This window comes from Pseudomonas sp. R3-18-08 (assembly GCF_003852065.1).
Taxonomy (GTDB): domain Bacteria; phylum Pseudomonadota; class Gammaproteobacteria; order Pseudomonadales; family Pseudomonadaceae; genus Aquipseudomonas.
The window spans coordinates 4,231,675-4,252,910 of the sequence record NZ_CP027729.1 but is presented as its reverse complement, the minus strand read 5'-3'; the positions used below and the strand labels follow the sequence as shown (position 1 = coordinate 4,252,910).

General features: G+C 60.7%; 16 protein-coding genes and 1 pseudogene. 9 read left to right on the top strand and 8 right to left on the bottom strand.

The genetic code is table 11. The annotated features are described in order from the left end of the window. Positions 1–27: 27 nt before the first annotated feature. Positions 28–921 (bottom strand): DMT family transporter, encoded by an 894-nt coding sequence (locus C4J92_RS19410; RefSeq protein ID WP_164487568.1) that lies wholly within the window; start codon positions 919–921, stop codon positions 28–30. Positions 922–1,081: 160 nt separating this feature from the next. Here C4J92_RS19410 and C4J92_RS19405 point away from each other — a divergent pair, with 160 nt between their 5' ends. After that, the gene (locus C4J92_RS19405) at positions 1,082–2,506 is read left to right on the top strand and encodes a PLP-dependent aminotransferase family protein (RefSeq protein ID WP_124363937.1); all 1,425 of its coding nucleotides are present in this window, start codon (positions 1,082–1,084) and stop codon (positions 2,504–2,506) included. A 114-nt stretch (positions 2,507–2,620) separates the two neighbouring features. Here C4J92_RS19405 and C4J92_RS19400 read toward each other — a convergent pair whose 3' ends face one another. After that, a complete protein-coding gene (locus C4J92_RS19400; RefSeq protein ID WP_003193298.1) occupies positions 2,621–3,439 on the bottom strand; it encodes a pyruvate, water dikinase regulatory protein in 819 nt (272 codons plus the stop codon). A gap of 178 nt (positions 3,440–3,617) precedes the next feature. Here C4J92_RS19400 and ppsA point away from each other — a divergent pair, with 178 nt between their 5' ends. The 8 genes and pseudogenes from ppsA to C4J92_RS19360 all read left to right on the top strand — a co-directional run bounded on the left by ppsA (position 3,618) and on the right by C4J92_RS19360 (position 11,755). Then, positions 3,618–5,993: a phosphoenolpyruvate synthase gene (ppsA, locus tag C4J92_RS19395; RefSeq protein ID WP_124363936.1), complete on the top strand. Its 2,376-nt coding sequence runs from the start codon at positions 3,618–3,620 to the stop codon at positions 5,991–5,993. Positions 5,994–6,099: 106 nt separating this feature from the next. Further along, positions 6,100–7,089 carry an alpha/beta fold hydrolase gene (locus tag C4J92_RS19390; protein ID WP_124404961.1) on the top strand — a complete coding sequence of 330 codons (990 nt, stop codon included), beginning with the start codon at positions 6,100–6,102 and terminating at the stop codon, positions 7,087–7,089. 230 nt (positions 7,090–7,319) lie between these two features. After that, positions 7,320–7,811, top strand: coding sequence for a ribonuclease E activity regulator RraA (rraA, locus tag C4J92_RS19385; protein WP_124363934.1), 492 nt, complete (start codon positions 7,320–7,322; stop codon positions 7,809–7,811). Between the two features lie 24 nt (positions 7,812–7,835). Further along, a pseudogene (locus tag C4J92_RS19380) lies at positions 7,836–8,830 on the top strand (zinc transporter ZntB). 86 nt (positions 8,831–8,916) lie between these two features. Further along, positions 8,917–9,162 carry a CrfX protein gene (locus C4J92_RS19375; protein WP_124367959.1) on the top strand — a complete coding sequence of 82 codons (246 nt, stop codon included), beginning with the start codon at positions 8,917–8,919 and terminating at the stop codon, positions 9,160–9,162. 2 nt (positions 9,163–9,164) lie between these two features. After that, positions 9,165–9,989, top strand: coding sequence for a mechanosensitive ion channel domain-containing protein (locus C4J92_RS19370; RefSeq protein WP_003193288.1), 825 nt, complete (start codon positions 9,165–9,167; stop codon positions 9,987–9,989). Positions 9,990–10,076: 87 nt separating this feature from the next. Further along, positions 10,077–10,667, top strand: a complete 591-nt coding sequence (gene sigX / locus C4J92_RS19365; RefSeq protein ID WP_003193286.1) for an RNA polymerase sigma factor SigX — start codon at positions 10,077–10,079, stop codon at positions 10,665–10,667. 107 nt (positions 10,668–10,774) lie between these two features. Next, positions 10,775–11,755 (top strand): OmpA family protein, encoded by a 981-nt coding sequence (locus tag C4J92_RS19360; protein WP_124371519.1) that lies wholly within the window; start codon positions 10,775–10,777, stop codon positions 11,753–11,755. Positions 11,756–11,815: 60 nt separating this feature from the next. Here the strand turns inward: C4J92_RS19360 and cobA are convergent, their stop codons facing one another. The 6 genes from cobA to C4J92_RS19330 form a co-directional block, all read right to left on the bottom strand. Continuing rightward, a complete protein-coding gene (gene cobA / locus C4J92_RS19355) occupies positions 11,816–12,559 on the bottom strand; it encodes a uroporphyrinogen-III C-methyltransferase (protein ID WP_124404960.1) in 744 nt (247 codons plus the stop codon). 9 nt (positions 12,560–12,568) lie between these two features. After that, on the bottom strand, positions 12,569–15,277 hold the full coding sequence (locus C4J92_RS19350) for a nitrate reductase (protein WP_124404959.1): 2,709 nt from the start codon (positions 15,275–15,277) through the stop codon (positions 12,569–12,571). Next, on the bottom strand, positions 15,277–15,594 hold the full coding sequence (gene nirD / locus C4J92_RS19345; protein WP_057721197.1) for a nitrite reductase small subunit NirD: 318 nt from the start codon (positions 15,592–15,594) through the stop codon (positions 15,277–15,279). The genes C4J92_RS19350 and nirD overlap by 1 nt, the downstream gene beginning before the upstream one ends. Then, complete coding sequence (gene nirB / locus C4J92_RS19340; protein ID WP_124404958.1) at positions 15,591–18,044, bottom strand: nitrite reductase large subunit NirB; 2,454 nt, start codon at positions 18,042–18,044, stop codon at positions 15,591–15,593. The genes nirD and nirB overlap by 4 nt, the downstream gene beginning before the upstream one ends. Positions 18,045–18,268: 224 nt before the next feature. Further along, a complete protein-coding gene (locus C4J92_RS19335; RefSeq protein WP_124404957.1) occupies positions 18,269–19,939 on the bottom strand; it encodes a bifunctional protein-serine/threonine kinase/phosphatase in 1,671 nt (556 codons plus the stop codon). Continuing rightward, complete coding sequence (locus C4J92_RS19330) at positions 19,939–21,150, bottom strand: NarK/NasA family nitrate transporter (RefSeq protein WP_124367953.1); 1,212 nt, start codon at positions 21,148–21,150, stop codon at positions 19,939–19,941. The genes C4J92_RS19335 and C4J92_RS19330 overlap by 1 nt, the downstream gene beginning before the upstream one ends. Positions 21,151–21,236 lie beyond the last annotated feature (86 nt).

The window sequence follows — 21,236 nt, the reverse complement described above, 5'->3', positions numbered from 1 at the left end:
CGCGTCGCTGGGTGAGGGGTGGGGTGCTCAATTTTTCTTGGCCAGCAGTTTTTCGACCGGCAACTTGGTGATCGCAAAACCGGCCAGCAGGATCGCCGAGTACAGCATCAGGTCACGGGAAATTTCCACGCCTTCGTACCAGGCGCCGATGATGACCGCGAACACCGGAAAGATGATGAACACGAAGGACAAGATGATCGGGCTCAGGCGCTTGAGCAGCATGAAATACACAATGAAGCCGCCCACCGACGCCACCAGCCCCAGGTAGAACAGCGCGCTCCAGGAGCGCAGGGTGATGTCGTCGAAGGTCGGGGTCTCGAACCACAGGCCGGCCACGAACAGCATCAGCCCGGCAATGCCGATGGGCAGGGTGTTGTAGGTGATGACACTGATGGCGCTGCCTTTTTGCTTGGTAATCACGTAGCACAACGCGTGCATGATCGCGGCGGTCAGAATCGCCAATACGCCGAAAAACTCGGCGTGGTCCAGGTGCAGGCCCTGGCTCTTGATGATCATGTAGAGGCTGCCGAACCCGATACCGATGCCGACCACCTGGGAGAGGTAGATGCGCTCACGCAGGAACAGCGCGGAGAAGATCAGGATGAACACCGGCATGCAGCTGAACAGCAGGGCGGTCAGGCCGGACGAGACATGCATCTCGCCGTAGTTGAGCAGGTAATAGGGAATGCTGAAGTAGGACAGGGTCACGAACACGAAGAACCAGCGGCTTTCTCGCGGAAACAGAATCGGCTCGCGGCGCACCATGGCAAAACACAGGAACAACGGGAAGGCGATCAGGAAGCGCAGGCCCGCGGAGGTCAGTGGCGGCACGCTTTCCACTGCGATCTTGATGCCCAGCCAGGTGGTGCCCCAGCTCAGGCACACGATCAGGAACATGACGCTCGTGATCAGGCCGGCCAGCCACTGTTTCTGGGTTTTGGTTTTTGCGGTGTTTTCAAGAACGGCGGACATTGGCATCGTTTATTGCTTCCCTGAGCCGGAATTGAACTCTATATTGAACTTGTTATAAGTGATTCAATCCGGTGATTGAACCCGCAAAAGCACACTATTAGGGCGAATGATGACTGTCAAAACAAATATTGACATGGTGTCAATTATGCGTGAGGGGTTGTCCAACGGTCAGGGCGTGAAGTACAAGCGCCTGTCCGATGTCATGGAAAGGGGCATCCTTGAAGGCACGATTGAACCGGGAAGAAAACTGCCGCCCCATCGGGTGCTTTCCGACAATCTGGGTGTCACCATCGGCACCATCAGCCGGGCCTACGGTGAGCTGGAGCGGTTAGGATTGGTGGTGGCGCGTGTGGGTGACGGCACATTCGTGCGCAAGCGTGGGATGGAGCGCCAGCGTGATGAGGGCTTTCGCAATTTCAGCGAGGAGCCACGCCAGTACTTCGATATGAGCCGCAACATGCACATTCCCGGGCAGGAAACGGTGTTTCTCGCCCAGAGCTTCCAGACCCTGTCGACCAACGGCAAATTCCTCCAGGACATCAGCGCCTACACCCCGGATGCAGGCCTGCCGCGCTACCGTGAAGCCGGTGCGCAATGGCTGGTGCAGCGCGACTTCCATCCGATTCCCGAGCAGGTCATCTGCGTCAATGGCGGCCAGCACGGCCTGCTCTGCGCGATGATGGCGTTGCTGCGCGCCGGCGACACCGTGGTCACCGAGCAACTGACTTACCCAGGGCTGATCACTGCCGCGCGCATGCTGGGTGTGCGGCTGATCGGGCTGGAAATGGACGAAGAAGGTGTGTTGCCGGGCGCACTGGATGAAGTCTGTCGTAATCACCGGGTTTCGGCGCTGTACTGCACACCGACCATCCAGAATCCTACGACGGCGGTGTTATCGGTGGCGCGCCGGGAGGCCTTGGTCAAAGTCTGTCGCGAACACAACCTGCTGATTCTCGAGGACGAGGCCCATGGCGTTTTGGTGGAAGACCGCCCGCCACCGTTGAGCGCCTTTGCACCCGAACGGACCATTTTGATCAGCAGCCTGAGCAAAGCGGTGTCGGCCGGTCTGCGAGTCGGCTACGTGCATGCGCCACCGGCGCTGGTCAGTCGGGTGTCGGCGGCGTTGCGTTCGACCTGCTGGATGGCCACCCCGGTGACCCTGGAGTTGGCGACCCAGTGGATCGAAAACGGCACGGCCGAATACCTGCTGCGCCAGCAGATCAACGAGATCAGCCGGCGCAAGGCGTTGGTCGAAGGCTTATTGAATGGGCTGGCCTACCGAACCCACCTCAACAGCCCACACTTCTGGATCGAAGTGCCTGAACCCTGGCGCGCGTCGGAAATCGAGGCGGAACTCAAACAGAACAATTACCTGATCGCGACCGCCGAGGCGTTTGCCGTGGGGCAGACCGCAGTGCCGCAGTTCATCCGTGCGAGTATCTGTAATACGTCGGGGGATGATCAGTTGTTGCGCGAGGGCTTTGATGCGCTGGCGACCGCGCTGGGCCAGGGTGGCGGCAGGTTTCACCTGTAGACTTGGTGTACACCGGCCAAAATGTGGGAGGGGGCTTGCCCCCGATGGCGCTGGAACAGTCAGCTAATCCGCCCACTGACACACCGCCATCAAGAGCACCCCGCCCCCCGCAGGCTACTTGAAGCGCCGCTCCACACCTTTCTCCACCAGAATCTTCGCGGAAATCTCTTCCACCGAAAAATGCGTGGAATTGATGTGCGCAATATTCTCGCGCCGGAACAGATTTTCCACTTCACGCACTTCAAATTCGCATTGGGCGTAGCTGGAATAGCGGCTGTTGGGCTTGCGTTCGTTGCGGATGGCGGTCAGCCGGTCCGGGTCGATGGTCAGGCCGAACAGCTTGTGGGAGTGCGCGCGCAGGGCGGCTGGCAGCGTCAGGTGTTCCATGTCGTCTTCGGTCAGCGGGTAGTTGGCCGCGCGGATACCGAATTGCATGGCCATGTACAGGCAGGTGGGTGTCTTGCCGCAGCGCGATACGCCGACCAGGATCAGGTCGGCCTTGTCGTAGTAGTGCGTGCGGGCGCCGTCATCGTTGTCGAGGGCGAAGTTCACCGCCTCGATCCGCTCCATATAGTTGGAGTTATGCCCAATGGAATGGGACTTTCCGACGGAGTAGGAGGAATGTTCGCTCAGCTCCTGTTCCAATGGCGCCAGGAACGTGGAGAAAATGTCGATCATGAAACCATTCGACGTTGCGAGAATCTCACGAATGTCTTGATTGACGATGGTGTCGAAAATGATCGGGCGAAAACCGTCTTTTTCAGCCGCCAGATTGATTTGTTGTACCATGGCCCGCGCTTTGTCCACGCTGTCTATATAAGGCCGTGTGAATTTGGCGAAGGTAATGTTTTCGAACTGCGCGAGCAGGCTCTGGCCCAATGTTTCGGCCGTGATGCCGGTGCCATCGGAAATAAAGAAAGCAGATCGTTTCATTTGAGCCCTGGGCCTTAAGCTGATGGCGAATCTTGGATATGATAGGCGCGATTTTGCCGTCCCGCAGTGGGCCGCATTCTCACTTATTTTCCAGGTCCAGGCCACAAGCGCTGGCGTTCGCTCCTACTGAGCAAGCCGCGTCCTGAGCTTTTCCAACACAGAAAGTGGAGAGATCACCTTGGTAGAGTACGTAGTTTCCCTCGATAAGCTCGGCGTCCATGATGTAGAGCATGTGGGGGGCAAGAACGCATCCCTCGGCGAGATGATCAGTAATCTTGCAGGCGCCGGTGTCTCGGTGCCGGGTGGTTTTGCCACCACGGCCCAGGCTTACCGTGATTTCCTCGAGCTGAGCGGCCTCAACGCCCAGATCCACGCCGCGCTGGACGCCCTGGACGTCGATGACGTCAACGCCCTGGCCAAAACCGGCAGCCAGATCCGCCAATGGATCATGGACGCCGAGTTCCCCGAGAAGCTCAACGAAGAGATCCGTACCGCCTTCGCCACCTTGTCCGCCGGTAACCCGGATATGGCCGTCGCCGTGCGCTCCTCGGCCACCGCCGAAGACTTGCCGGACGCCTCGTTCGCCGGTCAGCAGGAGACCTTCCTCAACATCCGCGGCGTGGAAAACGTGATCCGCGCGGCCAAGGAAGTGTTTGCCTCGCTGTTCAACGACCGCGCCATTTCCTACCGCGTGCACCAGGGTTTCGACCACAAGCTGGTGGCCTTGTCTGCCGGTGTGCAGCGCATGGTGCGTTCCGAAACCGGTACCGCCGGCGTGATGTTCACCCTCGATACCGAATCGGGCTTCCGTGACGTGGTATTCATCACCGGCGCCTACGGCCTGGGCGAAACCGTCGTACAAGGCGCGGTGAACCCGGATGAATTCTACGTGCACAAGCACACCCTTGAGGCCGGCCGCCCGGCTATCCTGCGCCGCAACCTGGGCAGCAAGGCGATCAAGATGATTTACGGTGACGAGGCCAAGGCCGGTCGTTCCGTTAAAACAGTGGACGTCGACAAGGCCGAGCGTGCGCGTTTCTGCCTCTCCGACGCTGAAGTCAGCGAATTGGCCAAGCAAGCGATGATCATCGAGAAGCACTATAAGTGCCCGATGGACATCGAATGGGCCAAGGACGGTGACGACGGCAAGCTGTACATCGTGCAGGCCCGTCCCGAGACCGTTAAGAGCCGCACGTCGGCCAACGTCATGGAACGCTACCTGCTGAAAGAAACCGGCACGGTGCTGGTGGAAGGCCGCGCCATTGGCCAGCGCATCGGCGCCGGCAAGGTACGCATCATCAAGGACGTGTCCGAGATGGACAAAGTCCAGCCGGGTGACGTACTGGTCTCCGACATGACCGACCCGGACTGGGAACCGGTGATGAAACGCGCCAGCGCCATCGTCACCAACCGTGGCGGGCGCACATGCCACGCGGCGATTATCGCCCGTGAGCTGGGCATTCCTGCAGTCGTCGGTTGCGGCAATGCTACCCAGCTGTTGAAAGATGGCCAGGGTGTGACCGTGTCCTGCGCCGAAGGCGACACCGGTTTCATCTTCGAAGGCGAGCTGGGCTTCGACATCAAGCAGAACTCCATCGACGCCATGCCGGACCTGCCGTTCAAGATCATGATGAACGTCGGCAACCCGGACCGCGCCTTTGACTTCGCGCAGTTGCCGAACGCCGGTGTGGGCCTGGCCCGCCTGGAGTTCATCATCAACCGCATGATCGGCGTGCACCCCAAGGCCCTGTTGAACTACGACGGCCTGCCGCTGGATATCAAGGAAAGCGTCGACAAGCGCATCGCCGGCTACAACGACCCGGTGGGCTTCTATGTCGAGAAGCTGGTGGAAGGCATCAGCACCCTGGCGGCGGCGTTCTACCCGAAAAAGGTCATCGTGCGCCTGTCGGACTTCAAGTCCAACGAATACGCGAACCTGATCGGCGGCAAGCTCTACGAGCCCGAAGAAGAAAACCCGATGCTGGGTTTCCGTGGCGCCTCGCGTTATATCAGCGAAGCGTTCCGTGACTGCTTCGAACTCGAATGCCGCGCCCTCAAGCGTGTGCGCAACGAAATGGGGCTGACTAACGTCGAAATCATGGTGCCGTTCGTGCGCACCCTGGGCGAGGCGAGCCAGGTGGTCGACCTGCTGGCTGAAAACGGTTTGACGCGCGGCGAGAACGGCCTGCGGGTCATCATGATGTGCGAGCTGCCGTCCAACGCCATTCTGGCCGAGGAGTTCCTGGAATTCTTCGACGGCTTCTCCATCGGCTCCAACGACCTGACCCAGCTGACCCTGGGCCTGGACCGCGACTCCGGGATCATCGCTCACCTGTTCGACGAGCGAAATCCTGCGGTCAAGAAGCTGCTGGCCAACGCCATCCAGGCGTGTAACAAGGCCGGCAAGTACATCGGTATCTGCGGCCAGGGCCCTTCCGATCACCCTGACCTGGCCAAGTGGCTGATGGAACAGGGCATCGAAAGCGTCTCGCTGAACCCCGACTCCGTGCTGGAAACCTGGTTCTTCCTCGCCGAAGGCCAAGCGCCCGCTTAACGTCGCTACGTCAAAAGTGCCGGTCACCCGTTGAGGGTGACCGGCATTCTTATCTGTACAGGGCGGAACTCCTACCGGACGCCGCCCTTTTTTGTGCAAGAAGATTATGCAAAGCAGCAGCAACCTGTTTCCCGTCGCCTTGATCAGCGCTGAACGTCGTGGCGACCTGAGTGAAGATGTGTACCGCCTCAAACCCGGTAACAGCCCCGACGGTACCGTCGAGCTGGCGGTTACCCGTCTGGGCCTGGCCGATGTCCCGGAAAACCGGGGCACGCCGGTTATTCTTTTGCATGGCAGTTTTTCCAATCGGCGCTTCTGGTATTCGCCCAAGGGCATCGGCCTGGGGGCTCACCTGGCACGCCAGGGGTTTGATGTATGGATCCCGGAAATGCGCGGTCATGGCCTATCCAAGCGCAACCGCGACTACGCCCGCAACCGTGTCGCCGATTACGCGCGTTACGATTTGCCGGCCATTGGCGCGTTTGTGCACGAGCAAAGCGGGCAGGCTGCGCACTGGATCGGGCATTCCCTTGGCGCCACCACGTTGGTTGCCGCGCTGGGCGGGCACTACCTGAGCGCGCAGTGGGTGGCTTCGGTGGCGATCTTTGGCTGCCAGGTCAGCCGCACGCACTGGCCGTTGAAAATCCCTCCGGTGGAATGGGGCGGTCGATTTATCTTGAAGCGTCTTGCCCAGGTGTCCGGCCCACGATTCAAACGCGGGCCCGAGGATGAGCCGGCCGGCGTGATGATCGAAGCCATGCGATGGAATGGCCTGTTCGGCCGCTTTGGCGACGCCGAGCGTGATTGGTGGAAAGGCCTGGCAGAAGTCGACGTGCCGCTGTTGGCGGTCAGCGCGGCGGGCGACCGGCAAGATCCGGACTGGGCGTGTCGCAAGCTGTTCGAGCAAGTCGGCAGCGAGCATCGCCAATACCTGTGCCTGGGGCGTCGGCAGGGTTTCAGCGAGGATTTCGGGCATGTACAAATGCTGGTCAGCAAAGCCGCACAGGCCGAAGTGTGGCCGTTGGTGGAACGCTGGTTGAAAGACCCGTTGACACCTTTGTTCGGCTCCCGGCCCGAGGTGGCTGTTGCGGTTTAACGAAGCGCTCTACCGGGGGCGTTTCACTCTTGAGTGGTTGCGGCTAAGATATGACGCCTCAGGCGCTTCTGGTCATATTCAGTCGCGTAACGGCCGTTGCGTTACGCGCGGATGAGTCTGATCATGGCCGGCATTCGGGGCCTAGTCCTTAAAGAATGCCTGTTGCAAGACGTTTTTCTGATGTACACCGTGGGATGTCCGACCTCATTTTTGACGACAGGAGTTTCTCGATGAACCATTACGTGACCCCCGACCTGTGCGACGCTTACCCGGAGCTGGTACAGGTGGTCGAGCCGATGTTCAGCAACTTCGGTGGCCGAGATTCCTTCGGCGGCGAAATTGTCACCATCAAGTGCTTCGAAGATAACTCCCTGGTCAAGGAACAGGCCGAGCAGCCGGGTACCGGCAAGGTATTGGTAGTCGATGGCGGTGGTTCGCTGCGGCGTGCGTTGCTGGGTGACCTGATCGCCGAGAAAGCCGCGAAAAACGGCTGGGAAGGCATGGTGATCTACGGGTGCATCCGCGACGTCGATGTGATTGCCCAGACCGATCTGGGCGTGCAGGCCCTGGCTTCCCATCCGATGAAAACCGACAAGCGCGGCCTTGGCGACCTGAACGTGGTGGTGACCTTTGCGGGCGTGACGTTCCGCCCAGGCGAATACGTGTATGCCGATAACAACGGTGTGATCGTCTCGCCCAGCCCACTGAAAATGCCTGAATAAACGCAGTAGCCGAAAGGGGTGAGGATGTTCGAGGAAGAAAACGCGCAATGGGGGCTGGTGCATGCCCTGGTGCTGGACGGTAAAGGCGGTGCGCGTTCGATTGCCCGGACTGAGCTTGACGCGTTGCAACTGCAGCCTCAGGAAAGCCTGTGGCTGCATTGGGACCGCAGCCACCCTCAAACCCAGACCTGGCTGCGCAAATCCAGCGGTTTGAGCGAATTTGCGTGTGACCTCCTGCTGGAAGAAAACACCCGCCCGCGGCTGCTGCCGTTACCGGATGCCGAACTGCTGCTGTTTTTGCGTGGCATCAATCTTAATCCCGGCGCGGAACCGGAGGACATGGTTTCGGTACGTATCTTCGCAGCGGCCAGTCGTGTGATTTCCCTGCGTTTGCGCCCGCTACGCGCCACCGATGAGCTGCTGGTGCAACTGGCCGAGGGTAAGGGGCCAAGAACTGCGTCTGAACTCATCCTTTATATGGCGCAGTACCTGACCAACAAAGTGCAGGATCTGGTCACCGGGCTGTCCGAAATCGTCGATTCCGAGGAAGAAAAACTCGATGCCGACGAACGGTATACCCCGGAGCACGGCAGCGTCTTGCAGATCCGTCGGCGAGCGGCCGGGCTCAAGCGTTTTCTGGCGCCGCAACGGGATATTTTCGCGCAACTGACGCGGATCAAACTGGCGTGGTTTTGTGACGACGACGCCGATTACTGGAACGAATTGCACAACAGCCTGACCCGTTACCTGGAAGAGCTCGAATTGGCCAGGGAGCGCGTGGGGCTTGTGCTTGAGGCCGAAGACCGGCGCTTGAGCCTGCGCATGAACCGCACGATGTACCGTTTCGGAATCATCACCGGCATCTTCTTGCCGATGAGTTTTTTGACCGGCTTGCTGGGCATCAATGTGGGGGGATACCGTTTTCCAGCAGCCCCTACGGATTCATGATTGCCTGCCTGCTGATGGTCTGTGTGGCCCTGGGGCAATGGTGGTTGTTTCGACGGTTGCGCTGGGTTTGAACTGAATATGAGCTGAACGTAGGAAAGGGCCGATGTGACCCGATGAATTTTACCCTCGTCTTTTAAATCACTTGCGAGAGGTCTCTATGCACGATCCGTTCGAACAGTCTTTGCGTGACATGCTCAATGCTTCGCCATCCAACCGTGATGACGACGCTTGCCTGGGTCGCGTACTGAAAACCGCCAACCGTCAGGTAGGGGCGGGTGACCTGTTCGGTCTGCTCGGGCGCTGGGTGCCGGCATTGATGATGGCCCTGAACAACGGTTCGGCCCATGTGTCACCGGTTTCCCGTAGTAAACCTCTTGCTCGCACTGCTGATAAGGCTGACTGAATATGGAACTTGATCTCTGGACCCAGAGCCTGGTCACCGCGATGACCGCATTGTGGACCAAGGTGGCGAATTTCATTCCCAACCTGTTTGGTGCCCTGGTCCTGGTATTGCTGGGCTTTGTCGTGGCCAAGTTGCTCGACACCCTGCTGTCCAAATTGCTCGCCAAGCTCGGGCTGGATCGCCTGATGGCCGGCACCGGCCTGACCAAGCTGCTGGGCCGCGCCGGGCTGCAAGTGCCGATCTCGACGCTGATCGGCAAGATCGTTTATTGGTTCGTTCTACTGATTTTTCTGGTTTCTGCGGCTCAGTCCCTTGGACTTGAGCGAGTTTCAGCTACGCTCGACATGCTGGCACTGTATTTGCCGAAAGTTTTCGGCGGCGCGCTGGTGTTGCTGGTCGGTGTTTTGCTCGCGCAACTGGCCAATGGCCTGGTGCGCGGAGCCGCTGAAGGCGTCGGGCTGGACTACGCGGCAGGCCTGGGGCGAATTGCCCAGGGGCTGGTGATCATCATCAGCATTTCCGTCGCGATCAGCCAGCTGGAGGTCAAGACTGACCTGCTGAACCACGTTATTGTGATCGTTTTGATTACCGTTGGTCTGGCCGTTGCGCTGGCCATGGGGTTGGGAAGCCGGGAAATTGCCGGTCAGATTCTTGCGGGAATCTATGTGCGTGAGCTATATCAAGTTGGGCAACAGGTGCGTGTGGGCGAGGTCGAAGGGCAAATCGAGGAGATCGGCACAGTCAAGACGACCGTGCTGACCGATGACGGAGAACTGGTGTCGCTGTCCAACCGGATTCTCCTGGAGCAGCAGGTCAGTAGCCGCTAAACCGGCAAACCCTGCTAATGTACGCCGCCGCGAACCCGGCTGACCGGGTTGCAGCGGACATTGACCTGACTGCCGGCACGACTTGTTTTGAATAAAGCCCAAACGCTGTCCACGCGCTATGACCCCCGTGAGCTCTCTGATGAGGAGTTGGTCGCGCGTTCGCACACGGAGCTGTTTCACGTAACACGCGCGTACGAAGAATTGATGCGCAGGTATCAACGCACTCTGTTCAACGTTTGTTCAAGGTATTTGGGGAACGATAGAGATGCGGATGATGTCTGTCAGGAAGTGATGCTCAAGGTGCTGTACGGCCTGAAGAACTTCGAGGGCAAATCGAAGTTCAAGACCTGGCTCTACAGCATCACCTACAACGAGTGCATCACGCAGTATCGGAAGGAACGGCGAAAGCGTCGCTTGATGGACGCTTTGAGTCTGGACCCCCTTGAGGAGGCGTCTGAAGAAAAGGCGCCGGCACCCGAGGAAAAGGGCGGACTCGACCGCTGGCTGGTGCATGTGAACCCGATTGACCGTGAAATTCTGGTGCTACGTTTCGTCGCAGAATTGGAATTTCAGGAAATCGCTGACATCATGCATATGGGCTTGAGTGCTACAAAAATGCGTTACAAACGTGCTCTTGATAAATTACGTGAGAAATTTGCGGGCGAGACTGAAACTTAGTGCGTAGCAAATATCTCTTACGTGTAGGCAAGTTCTGTTAGACTTGTCGCCGAGTTGTCCCCCGGTTTGTGGGACTGCTTTACAATCACCAGATGGGGATTTAACGGATGAAACTGAAAAACACCTTGGGCTTGGCCATTGGTTCTCTTATTGCCGCTACTTCTTTCGGCGTTCTGGCACAAGGCCAAGGCGCAGTTGAAGGCGAGCTGTTCTACAAGAAGCAGTACAACGATAGCGTCAAGCACATCGAAGACGGCTTCAATCCTGGCGCTCGCATCGGTTACTTCTTGACCGACGACCTGTCCTTGAACCTGTCCTACGACAAGACTAACCACACCCGTTCGAACGACGGTACTGGTAGCCAGAAGATCAAAGGTGATACCGGCAGCCTGGTTGCCCAATATCACTTCGGTCAAGCTGGCGTTGACAGCCTGCGTCCATACGTTGAAGGCGGTTTCGGCCACCAGAGCCGTGGCAACGTAAAAGCTGACGGTCACAGCGGTCGCGATCAGACTACTTTCGCTACCATCGGTACCGGCGTGAAGTACTACTTCACCAACAACCTGTACGCTCGTGCTGGTGTTGAAGCTGACTACGGTCTGGACAACGGCAAGTGGGACTACTCCGCACTGGTTGGCCTGGGTGTGAACTTCGGCGGTAACGCTGGCGCAGCTGCTCCAGCTCCTACCCCAGCACCAGCTCCAGAGCCAGTTCCAGAGCCAGAAGCTCCGGTTGCTCAGGTTGTTCGTGTTGAGCTGGACGTTAAGTTCGACTTCGACAAGTCGGTTGTTAAGCCTAACAGCTACGGCGACGTCAAAAACCTGGCCGACTTCATGGCTCAGTACCCAGACACCAACGTAGAAGTTGCTGGTCACACTGACTCCGTAGGTCCAGACGCTTACAACCAGAAGCTGTCCCAGCGTCGTGCTGACGCTGTTAAGCAAGTCCTGGTTAAAGATGGCGTAGCTCCTAGCCGCATCACCTCCGTAGGTTACGGCGAATCCCGCCCAGTTGCTGACAACGCAACTGAAGCTGGTCGCGCTGTTAACCGTCGCGTAGAAGCAGCGGTTGAAGCTCAAGCTAAGTAATTAGCCGAGGTTCACAAAAAGCCCGGCTTAGGCCGGGCTTTTTTTCGCCTGTGATTTGCCTCAGGCGCTGGCGGCTGCCGCGACGCAAGCCATCTGGGCTGCGCTGGCAACACGGCCAATCACCAGGATCGCCGGGCTCTTCAGCGCAAACGCCTGCGCGTCTTCATGCATGGCGGCGAGGTCGCTACGGCATTCGCGCTGTTCGGGCAACGAAGCATTTTCGATCATCGCCACCGGCATATCCGCAGCCATGCCACCTTCCAGCAACTGTTGCCGAATCTCTTCCAGCTTGGCGACGCCCATATACACCACCAGCGTCGTGCCCCCCTCCGCCAGTGCACGCCAATTCAGGCTGCTGTCGTCCTGGGTATGCGCCGTGACCAACGTCACGCCACGGCTTACGCCGCGCAACGTCAACGGGATATCGCAATTCGTCGCTCCGGCCAGCCCTGAGGTGATGCCATTGACTAACTCCACCTCGACTCCACGCTCGCGCAGCCAGGTTGCCTCTTCGCCACCCCGGCCGAAAATGCACGGGTCGCCACCTTTGAGCCGCACCACGCACTTGCCCTGGCGCGCGTAACGCAGCATCAGGCGGTGAATAAAATCCTGCGGCGTGGAACGACAGCCGCCGCGCTTGCCGACAGTGATCACGCGCGCATCGGCACAGTGTTCCAGCACGGCCGCGTTGACCAGATCGTCGATCAACACCACGTCGGCTTCATGCAGGGCCCTTACCGCTTTGAGGGTGAGCAATTCCGGATCACCGGGCCCGGCGCCTACCAGCCAAACTTTTGCGCTCATGTTGTTACCTCACAGACTGATTGCGATTGGCTGCGGGCTGGCGGCCAAAAGACGTTTGATTTCCGGCACGCAGGAGCCGCATTGCGTGCCGCACCCCAGTTCTTGTTTGAGTCCATTCAGGTCCAGGCCACGGGCGATCCCGGCGCACACCGCGTTTTCGCTGACATTCCTGCAGTTGCACAGGACCTTGCTGCTGGCCGCGGCACCCCCCGGTGGCGCGCTTAACGGCGCCAATAGCCAGCGGCGTAATTGATCGTCGGCGCGGCCTTCCAGCCAAAGGCTCTGCAGCCAATGGCGGGCGAGGGTTTCGCCGGCCAGGCGCAACGCGGTAATGCGGCCTTTTTCGATTTTCACCCGTTTACCGATGGAACGGCGCGGGTCGTCATACGCCATCACCGGGCCGTCATTGAGCCCCAGCAACTGGTCGATGCGGTTCAGCAACTGCAGGTCTGGCGCCTCGGTATGGGCTGCGCGCACCAGCAACGCGGGACGCTCACGTCCGGACAGGCTCAGGCTGACGTAGGCAAAACCCTCACAGAGCGGGCGCAGGGCTTCGAAATGTCGCTGCACGTCGCCCTCGATCAGCGCAAACAGCTGCCACGGCAGTTGCACGGCTTCCAGGCGCACACCGCTGTGTTTGAGTTCCGGCTGTTTCGACAACGGGTCGCACGCCGGCTGGGTCAGCACGTTGACGCCGCCTTTAAGAAAACGGTCGCCCCAATGCATGGGCAGGAACGCCTGGCCGGGGCGCACGCTGTCATCGCTGGTGACCGCGACAATGACATTGCCTCGACGGCTTTTCAGGCTGACCAGGTCGCCTTCTTTGAAGCGGTGACGGCGCAACTCGTCCGGGTGCAGGCTCAACAGCGCTTCGCTGACATGCCCGAACAGCTGCGCTGCCGTGCCGGTACGGCTCATGCCGTGCCATTGGTCGCGCAGGCGACCGGTGATCAGGGTCAAGGGGAAGCGTGCGTCACGCTGCTCCTTGGCGGCGCGGTAAGGGTCGGCGACAAACTGCGCACGACCGTTACCGGTGGGGAAAATGCCATCCACGTAGAGGCGCGGCGTTCCGGCCTGTGCCCCCCTGGGAAACGGCCATTGTTGCGGGCCGAGCCGGTCCAGCAGGGCATGGCTGATGCCCGACAAATCCAGGTCGCGGTCCCGGGTCAACAGCTTGAACTCGTCAAAAATCTGCGCAGGTTGCTCGAAGGCAAACAGGCTGTTCAGCCCCGGCCGCAGACGACGCTCCAGGCGTCGGGCGAAATCCACCGTAATCGCCCAATCCGGCCGCGCTTCGCCCGGTGCGCTGATGGCGCGTCGCACGTGGGAAATACGCCGTTCGGAGTTGGTCACCGTGCCTTCTTTTTCACCCCAGCTGGCGGCGGGCAACAGCAGGTCGGCGTAGGCGGCGGTCTCGGTGGTTCGAAACGCCTCCTGCAACACCACAAACGGACAGGTCGCCAAGGCGGCACGCACGGCATTCTGGTCCGGCAATGATTGGGCGGGGTTAGTGCAGGCGATCCACAACGCTTTGATCTTGCCCGCCTGTACCTGCTCGAACAGTTCGATGGCCGTGAGGCCGGTGGTGGCGGGCAGTTGATCGACGCCCCAATAAGCGGCGACTTCTGCGCGATGTTCGGGGTTGGCGGCGTCGCGATGCCCAGGCAGCAAATTCGACAAGCTGCCGGTCTCGCGCCCGCCCATGGCATTGGGTTGGCCGGTCAGGGAAAACGGTCCGCAGCCTGGCCGGCCAATCGTCCCGGTGGCCAGGTGCAGGTTGATCAGTGCGCTGTTTTTCGCACTGCCGGCCGTGGATTGGTTCAGCCCCATGCACCACAACGACAAGAAGCTGCTGGAGGTGCCCACCCACTGTGCGCACAGGCGCAACTGTTCGACGCTGATTCCGCACAGTTGCGTGACCATCTGCGGCGTGTAGTCATGCACCAGGCGTTTCAGCTCGGCCAGGCCGTAGGTATGCGCTTGGATAAACTCGCGGTCGATCCAGTCTTCCCACAGCAGCAGATGCAAAATCCCATGGAACAGCGCGACGTCGGTCCCCGGCAGGATCGCCAGGTGCAGGTCAGCCAGTTCGCAGGTGTCTGTGCGCCGTGGGTCGATCACCACGACTTTCATCTGCGGGCGGCGCGCCTTGGCTTCTTCCAAACGTCGGAACAACACTGGATGAGCGTAGGCCATGTTACTGCCGACGATCATCACGCAGTCGCTGGTGTCCAGGTCTTCATAGCTGCAGGGCGGGGCATCGGCGCCCAGGCTGCGCTTGTATCCAACGACGGCTGAGGACATGCACAGCCGCGAGTTGCTGTCGATATTGTTGGTGCCGACCAGGGCGCGCGCCAGTTTGTTGAAGCTGTAGTAGTCCTCGGTCAGCAATTGCCCGGAGATGTAGAAGGCCACGCTGTCCGGACCGTGCGCGGCGATGGTCTCGGCAAATACCGTGGCCGCATGTTCCAGGGCGGTATCCCAGTCGGTACGGGCGCGGGCCAGGTCTTTGCCCAAGCGCAACTCCGGGTACAAGGCGCGGGCGTCGAGGTCACCGGTCAGATGCAGGCTGGCGCCCTTGCTGCACAGCTTGCCGAAGTTGGCCGGGTGGTCCGGATCGCCTTGCACGCCGAGGATCCGGGTGCCGTCATGCTCAATCAGCACGCCGCAGCCCACCCCGCAATAACAGCAGGTGGACGCGGTGACCTGGCGGTCCATCACCCTGCGTCCCGCAGGGCCAGCATCACTCGGCCGTTTTCCACGCGGGCGAGGTGATGATGGGCACAACCGATATCCGGCGCCTGGGCTTCGCCGGACGCCAGGTCGATCTGCCAATTGTGCAGCGGGCAGGCCACGCGCTTGCCATAGATCAAACCTTGGGACAGCGGCCCGCCTTTGTGCGGACAACGGTCATCGAGTGCGAAGACCTCATCGTCGCTGGTGCGAAAAATCGCAATGTCGCCCTTGGGCCCGTTGATGATGCGCGAGCCCAATGCGTTGATTTCTTCCAGGGCGCAGATATCCAGCCAGTTCATGCTGGCACCTCCAATTGCTTGACCGGGATGACGTCGAATTCCTTTTTCAGCAGCGGCTGTTCCAGGCGTTCTTTCCAGGGGTCTTGCTCGAACGACAGCGAAAACTGCAGGCGCTCGTTGAGGGCCTGGCGCCGGGCCGGGTCTTCGAGTACGGCTTTCTTGATATGGTCCATGCCCACCCGCTGCAGGTAATGCACGGTGCGCTCCAGGTAGAAGGCTTCTTCGCGGTACAACTGCAGGAATGCGCCGTTGTATTCGCGCACTTCCTCGGCGGTCTTGAGCTTGACGAAGAACTCCGCGACTTCGGTTTTGATCCCGCCGTTGCCGCCGATATACATCTCCCAGCCTGAGTCCACGCCGATGATTCCCACGTCCTTGATGCCCGCTTCCGAGCAATTGCGCGGGCAGCCGGACACTGCCAGCTTGACCTTGTGCGGCGACCACATATTGAACAGGTCGTGCTCCAGCTCGATGCCCAGTTGCGTCGAATTTTGCGTACCGAAGCGGCAGAACTCGCTGCCCACGCAGGTCTTCACGGTACGGATGGATTTGCCGTAGGCATGCCCGGACGGCATGTCGAGGTCTTTCCAGACGCCGGGCAAGTCCTGCTTCTTGATGCCGAGCAAGTCGATGCGCTGGCCGCCGGTCACCTTGACCATGGGCACGTTGTACTTGTCGGCCACGTCGGCGATACGGCGCAGCTCCGACGGATTGGTCACGCCGCCCCACATGCGTGGGACGACGGAATAGGTGCCGTCCTTCTGGATGTTGGCGTGGGCGCGTTCGTTGATCAGGCGCGACTGTGGGTCGTCCTTGGCTTCGCCCGGCCAAGTGGAAATCAGGTAATAGTTCAGCGCCGGACGGCAGGTGGCGCAACCGTTGGGCGTGCGCCAGTTCAGGTAGCTCATGGTGCCGGCGATGGTCAGCAGGTGCTGGTCGCGAATGGCCTGGCGGATTTGCCCGTGGTTGAGGTCGCTGCATCCGCAGATGGCTTTTTCGCTCTTGGGTTTGACGTCGGCGGCGCCGCCCACGGTGTTGATCAGGATCTGCTCCACCAGCCCCGCGCAAGATCCGCACGAGCTGGCGGCCTTAGTGTGCTTTTTCACCTCATCGACGCTGAACAGCCCTTGTTCCTGGATCGCCTTGACGATGGTGCCCTTGCACACGCCGTTGCAGCCGCAGACCTCGGCACTGTCGGCCATGCTCATGGCTTTGTCCTGGCCCTGATGGCCTACGTCGCCCAGTGCATTTTCGCCAAACATCAAATGGTCACGGATCTCGCCAATCGCGTGGTTCTCACGGATCTGGCGGAAATACCAACCGCCGTCGGCGGTATCGCCGTACAGGCAGGCGCCGACCAGGATGTCGTCCTTGATCACCAGTTTTTTGTACACGCCGCCGATGGGGTCGGAGAGGGTGATGGTTTCAGTGCCTTCGCCGCCCATGAAGTCTCCGGCGGAGAACAGGTCGATGCCGGTGACTTTCAGCTTGGTGGAGGTGACCGAACCTTTGTAGGTGGCGAAACCCAGCTGGGCGAGATGGTTGGCGCAGACCTTGGCCTGTTCGAACAGCGGCGCCACCAGGCCGTAGGCAATCCCACGGTGGCTGGCGCATTCGCCGATGGCATAGATGCGCGGGTCGTAGGTTTGCATCGTGTCGTTGACCAGAATCCCACGGTTGCAGGGGATGCCGGACTTTTCCGCAAGTTCGGTGTTGGGGCGGATACCGGCGGCCATTACCACCAGGTCGGCGGGAATGATGTCGCCATTTTTGAACTGCACCGAGCCGACCCGGCCGTTGCCGGCATCGTGCAAGGCCTGGGTCTGTTCGCACAGGCGGAACACCAGGCCACGGCTTTCCAGTTCGGTTTGCAGCAGTTGGCCGCTGGTTTTGTCCAGCTGCCGTTCCAGCAGCCATTCACCGATGTGCACCACGGTCACCTGCATGCCGCGCAGCATCAAGCCGTTGGCGGCCTCAAGGCCCAGCAGCCCACCACCGATGACCACGGCGTGCTTGTGGGTCTTGGCGGTGTCGATCATGGCCTGGGTGTCGGCAATATCGCGGTAGCCGATCACGCCCTGCAAGGTATTACCGGGAATGGGCAGGATAAACGGGGTGGAACCGGTGGCGATCAGCAGGCGATCGTATTCGGCTTCGGTGCCGTCCTCGGCGATGACCCGGCGCTTCACTCGATCGATCTGCACCACCTTGCGGTTGAGCAGCAGCTTGACGTTGTTATCGAGGTACCAGTCCAGGTCGTTGAGCACGATCTCTTCGAAGGTCTGCTCGCCGGCCAATACCGGCGACAGCAGGATGCGGTTGTAGTTGGTGTGGGGCTCGGCACCGAACACGGTGATGTCATAGATGTCGCTGCTGAGCTTGAGCAGTTCTTCCAGGGTGCGAACCCCGGCCATGCCGTTGCCGATCATCACCAGTTTGAGTTTTTTCATGTCGCTCTCCGACCAATCACGCGCAAACAAAAAAAGGCGTCCCCGCTAGTTACCTAGCGAGGACGCCTTTGTCCTGGTCCCGTTCTCTCGGGAAGCTCGGCCCTTCGACGTTGAAGGAGCGGCTATATGTGGGTTGTTGGGATAGCTAATGCAGCAGCTGTGCCAAGTGCCGATGCCCCCAGTTTTATTGGGCATTTAGCGCGAATGCCGCAGGGTTTTGCCCGTTAGTGGTGCAATAGCCAGTAGAGCAGCACCAGATTGATCAGCAACGAAGCCATCGCCAGGGTTTGCCAGACCTTGAGCGGTTCACGCTCCAGCAAGGGGCGGGCGCGCACGCTCAGCTCACGGCGGTCGGCCTGTTCCAGCACCAGCAGCCATTCTTCGGCGGTTTCATAGCGTTGCTGCGGTTGCGCGGCCACGGCCCGTTCGAGGCTCGCGGGCAACCAGTCGGGCAAGTCGGGACGGTAGCGGCTGGCGCTGACCGCCTGAGTGAAGCGCGGGCGTTGGAAAGCTTCGATTTCGCCGTAGGGATAGTGGCCGGTCAGCAGGTAATAGAGCGTGACGCCGACGCTATACAAATCCTGTTGCGTCGTAGGCCGCTCGCCATTGAACGACTCCGGCGCGATAAAACTCGGGGTACCGGGCAGCACATGCGCGCGGTCTTCAGACAGCCCTGGGCAGTAGGCCAGGCCGAAATCCAGCACGCGCAGTTCACCGTCGTCCCCCAGCAACAGGTTTTCCGGCTTGATATCGCGGTGCAGGATCTGCCGCCGATGCAGCAGGCCCACCGCGCGCAGCAAACGCTCGGCGATGGACTGCCATTGAGCCAGGGGCAATGGGCCCTGGCGCTTGAACAGTTCCGCCAGGGTTTGCCCCGGATATTCACGCATCACGTAGTACAAATGCTGACGCCCGCTGGCGGCATGCACTTCAGGGAATGCGCGGCCGGCGACCCGGCGCAGAAACCATTCTTCCGAGAGCAGGGCCTGGGCGGCGTCAGTCTCTGCTTCGCGATTGAGCGGCAAGGTTTTCAGCAACCAGGGGCGCTGTTGATCATCCTCTACCCGATACAGCAATGACTGTCGGCTCTGCGCCAACAGGCTGTGCACCTGCCAACCTTCGAAGCGTTGCCCGGCCTTGAGCAGCGGCGGCAGCGGCCACTGCTGCAGCTGCACCAGTGCGTCGCCCAGCGTGGCGGCGCCGAGTGCGTCGACGCGCACCAGCAAGGCGCTGGCGTTGTCCTGGCTTCCTGCCAAGTGCGCGGCATTCACCAGGGTGTTGACCGCCAGGTCCAAGTCGCTTTGTTCGCGCAGAATCGCGCGGATGCTGTGGTCGCCCAACGTGGCCCAGACCCCGTCACTGAGCAGCAGGAAACACTCGCCGGCGCGCAGTTCCCCGTCGAGAAAATCCAGCACCAAATGTTGGTCCAGGCCGAGGGCACGCTTGAGCACATGCTGCATGCCCGGTTGCTCCCACACATGGTCTTCGCTGATGCGCTGCAGCTCGCCGTCCAGCCAGCGATAGGCGCGGCAATCGCCGACGTGGGCCAGGGTGAAACGCTGGCCACGAAACACCAGGGCGCTGAGGGTGGTCAGCAGCGGCTGGCCGCCGCCATTGGCTTGCAGCCAGCGATTCTGCGCGACCAGTAAACGTTCCAGCGCCTGGGCCACGCCCCAGGTCTGCGGCGTGGCGTAGTAGTCCAGGGCCAGCGCCTGCAAGGTCGAGCGTGCAGCCAGGCCGCCATCGGCGCATTGGCTGACACCGTCGGCCAACGCGCACAGGTAGCCTTTGCTCGCGGCCAGTTCCGCCATGGGCGTGACCACCCGCAGCGCGTCCTGGTTTTCCGCCCGTGGGCCGATCGCACTGGCCTGGGCGACGCTCAGTTGCAGGCTCATCAGACGCGCGCAGCGGTCACGGCAGCCGAGCCCCAGGTGGTTCTCCAGCGACGCTTGACGCCGTGCAGGCCAAACCAGGCCAGCACGCCGAGGCTGGCGAACAGCCACAGGGCCACCTGGTAACTGCCGGTACTCTGTTTGATCGCACCCATGCCGGCTGCCAGCACAAAGCCGCCAATGCCGCCGGCCATGCCGATCAAACCGGTCATCACGCCGATCTCACTGCGAAAACGCTGTGGCACCAGTTGGAACACTGCGCCATTACCGGCGCCAAGGCCGAGCATGGTGCAGACGAAAAGCGCCAGCGCGGCGTAGGAACTGGGCAGGTTGAAACCCACCGCCGCGATGCAGATCACCGCCACGCTGTACATGCCGAGCAGGGTCTTGATCCCGCCGAAACGATCCGCCAAGGCACCGCCCAAGGGGCGCATCAGGCTGCCACCGAAGACACAGGCTGCGGTGTAGTAGCCGGCAGTCACCGGGCTCAGGCCGTACTGATCGTTGAAGTAGCCGGGCAGGGCGCTGGCCAGGCCGATGAAGCCGCCAAAGGTCACGCTGTAGAAGAACATGAACCACCAACTGTCGCGATCACCCAGGGCTTTGAAGTAGTCGGCCATCGACTTGGCTTTCGGGCGTTGCGGGGCATTGCGGGCGAGCCAGGCGAACACGATCAGGGTGAGGATCAGCGGAATCAGCGCGAAGCCGAACACATTGCTCCAGCCAAAGGCCGCCGCCAGTACCGGGGCCAGCAAGGCCGCAAACACGGTGCCGGAGTTGCCGGCGCCGGCGATGCCCATGGCTTTGCCTTGGTGCTCGGCCGGGTACCATTGCGAGGCCAACGGCAGGGCGACGGCAAACGAGGCGCCGGCCATGCCGAGGAACAGGCCCAGCAGCAGGGCTTGCTCGTAGCTGTGAATGCCCAGCTTCCAGGCGCAGAACAACGCGACGATGACAATCACCTGGCCGATCAGCCCGGCGGTCTTGGGCGACAGCTTGTCGGCCAGCATGCCCATGAGAAAGCGCAACACCGCGCCCGCCAGGATCGGCGTGGCGACCACCAGGCCGCGCTGTTGAGTGGTCAGGTGCAGGTCGGCGGCAATCTGTACCGCCAGCGGGCCCAGCAGGTACCAGACCATGAAGCTCAGGTCGAAATACAGGAACGCGGCAAACAGGGTCGGGGTGTGCCCGGATTTCCAGAAGCTTGATTTCATCACGCACCTCAACGGTTGGGTCTAAAACGAAAAAACGCCGCCACCGGGTTCGCGAGGGCAAACCGGGTGTGCGACGTCTTTGTCGT

Excerpts from the sequence above, each read along its gene's own strand:
- C4J92_RS19400 (WP_003193298.1), bottom strand. The coding sequence starts at position 3,439 with ATGAAACGATCTGCTTTCTTTATTTCCGATGGCACCGGCATCACGGCC.
- nirB (WP_124404958.1), bottom strand. The coding sequence starts at position 18,044 with ATGAAAAAACTCAAACTGGTGATGATCGGCAACGGCATGGCCGGGGTT.
- C4J92_RS19330 (WP_124367953.1), bottom strand. The coding sequence starts at position 21,150 with ATGAAATCAAGCTTCTGGAAATCCGGGCACACCCCGACCCTGTTTGCC.
- C4J92_RS19350 (WP_124404959.1), bottom strand. The coding sequence starts at position 15,277 with ATGGACCGCCAGGTCACCGCGTCCACCTGCTGTTATTGCGGGGTGGGC.
- C4J92_RS19405 (WP_124363937.1), top strand. The coding sequence starts at position 1,082 with ATGACTGTCAAAACAAATATTGACATGGTGTCAATTATGCGTGAGGGG.
- C4J92_RS19390 (WP_124404961.1), top strand. The coding sequence starts at position 6,100 with ATGCAAAGCAGCAGCAACCTGTTTCCCGTCGCCTTGATCAGCGCTGAA.
- nirD (WP_057721197.1), bottom strand. The coding sequence starts at position 15,594 with ATGAACTGGCTGGATATCTGCGCCCTGGAAGAAATCAACGCATTGGGC.
- C4J92_RS19335 (WP_124404957.1), bottom strand. The coding sequence starts at position 19,939 with ATGAGCCTGCAACTGAGCGTCGCCCAGGCCAGTGCGATCGGCCCACGG.
- C4J92_RS19370 (WP_003193288.1), top strand. The coding sequence starts at position 9,165 with ATGGAACTTGATCTCTGGACCCAGAGCCTGGTCACCGCGATGACCGCA.
- rraA (WP_124363934.1), top strand. The coding sequence starts at position 7,320 with ATGAACCATTACGTGACCCCCGACCTGTGCGACGCTTACCCGGAGCTG.
- cobA (WP_124404960.1), bottom strand. The coding sequence starts at position 12,559 with ATGAGCGCAAAAGTTTGGCTGGTAGGCGCCGGGCCCGGTGATCCGGAA.
- C4J92_RS19360 (WP_124371519.1), top strand. The coding sequence starts at position 10,775 with ATGAAACTGAAAAACACCTTGGGCTTGGCCATTGGTTCTCTTATTGCC.
- C4J92_RS19375 (WP_124367959.1), top strand. The coding sequence starts at position 8,917 with ATGCACGATCCGTTCGAACAGTCTTTGCGTGACATGCTCAATGCTTCG.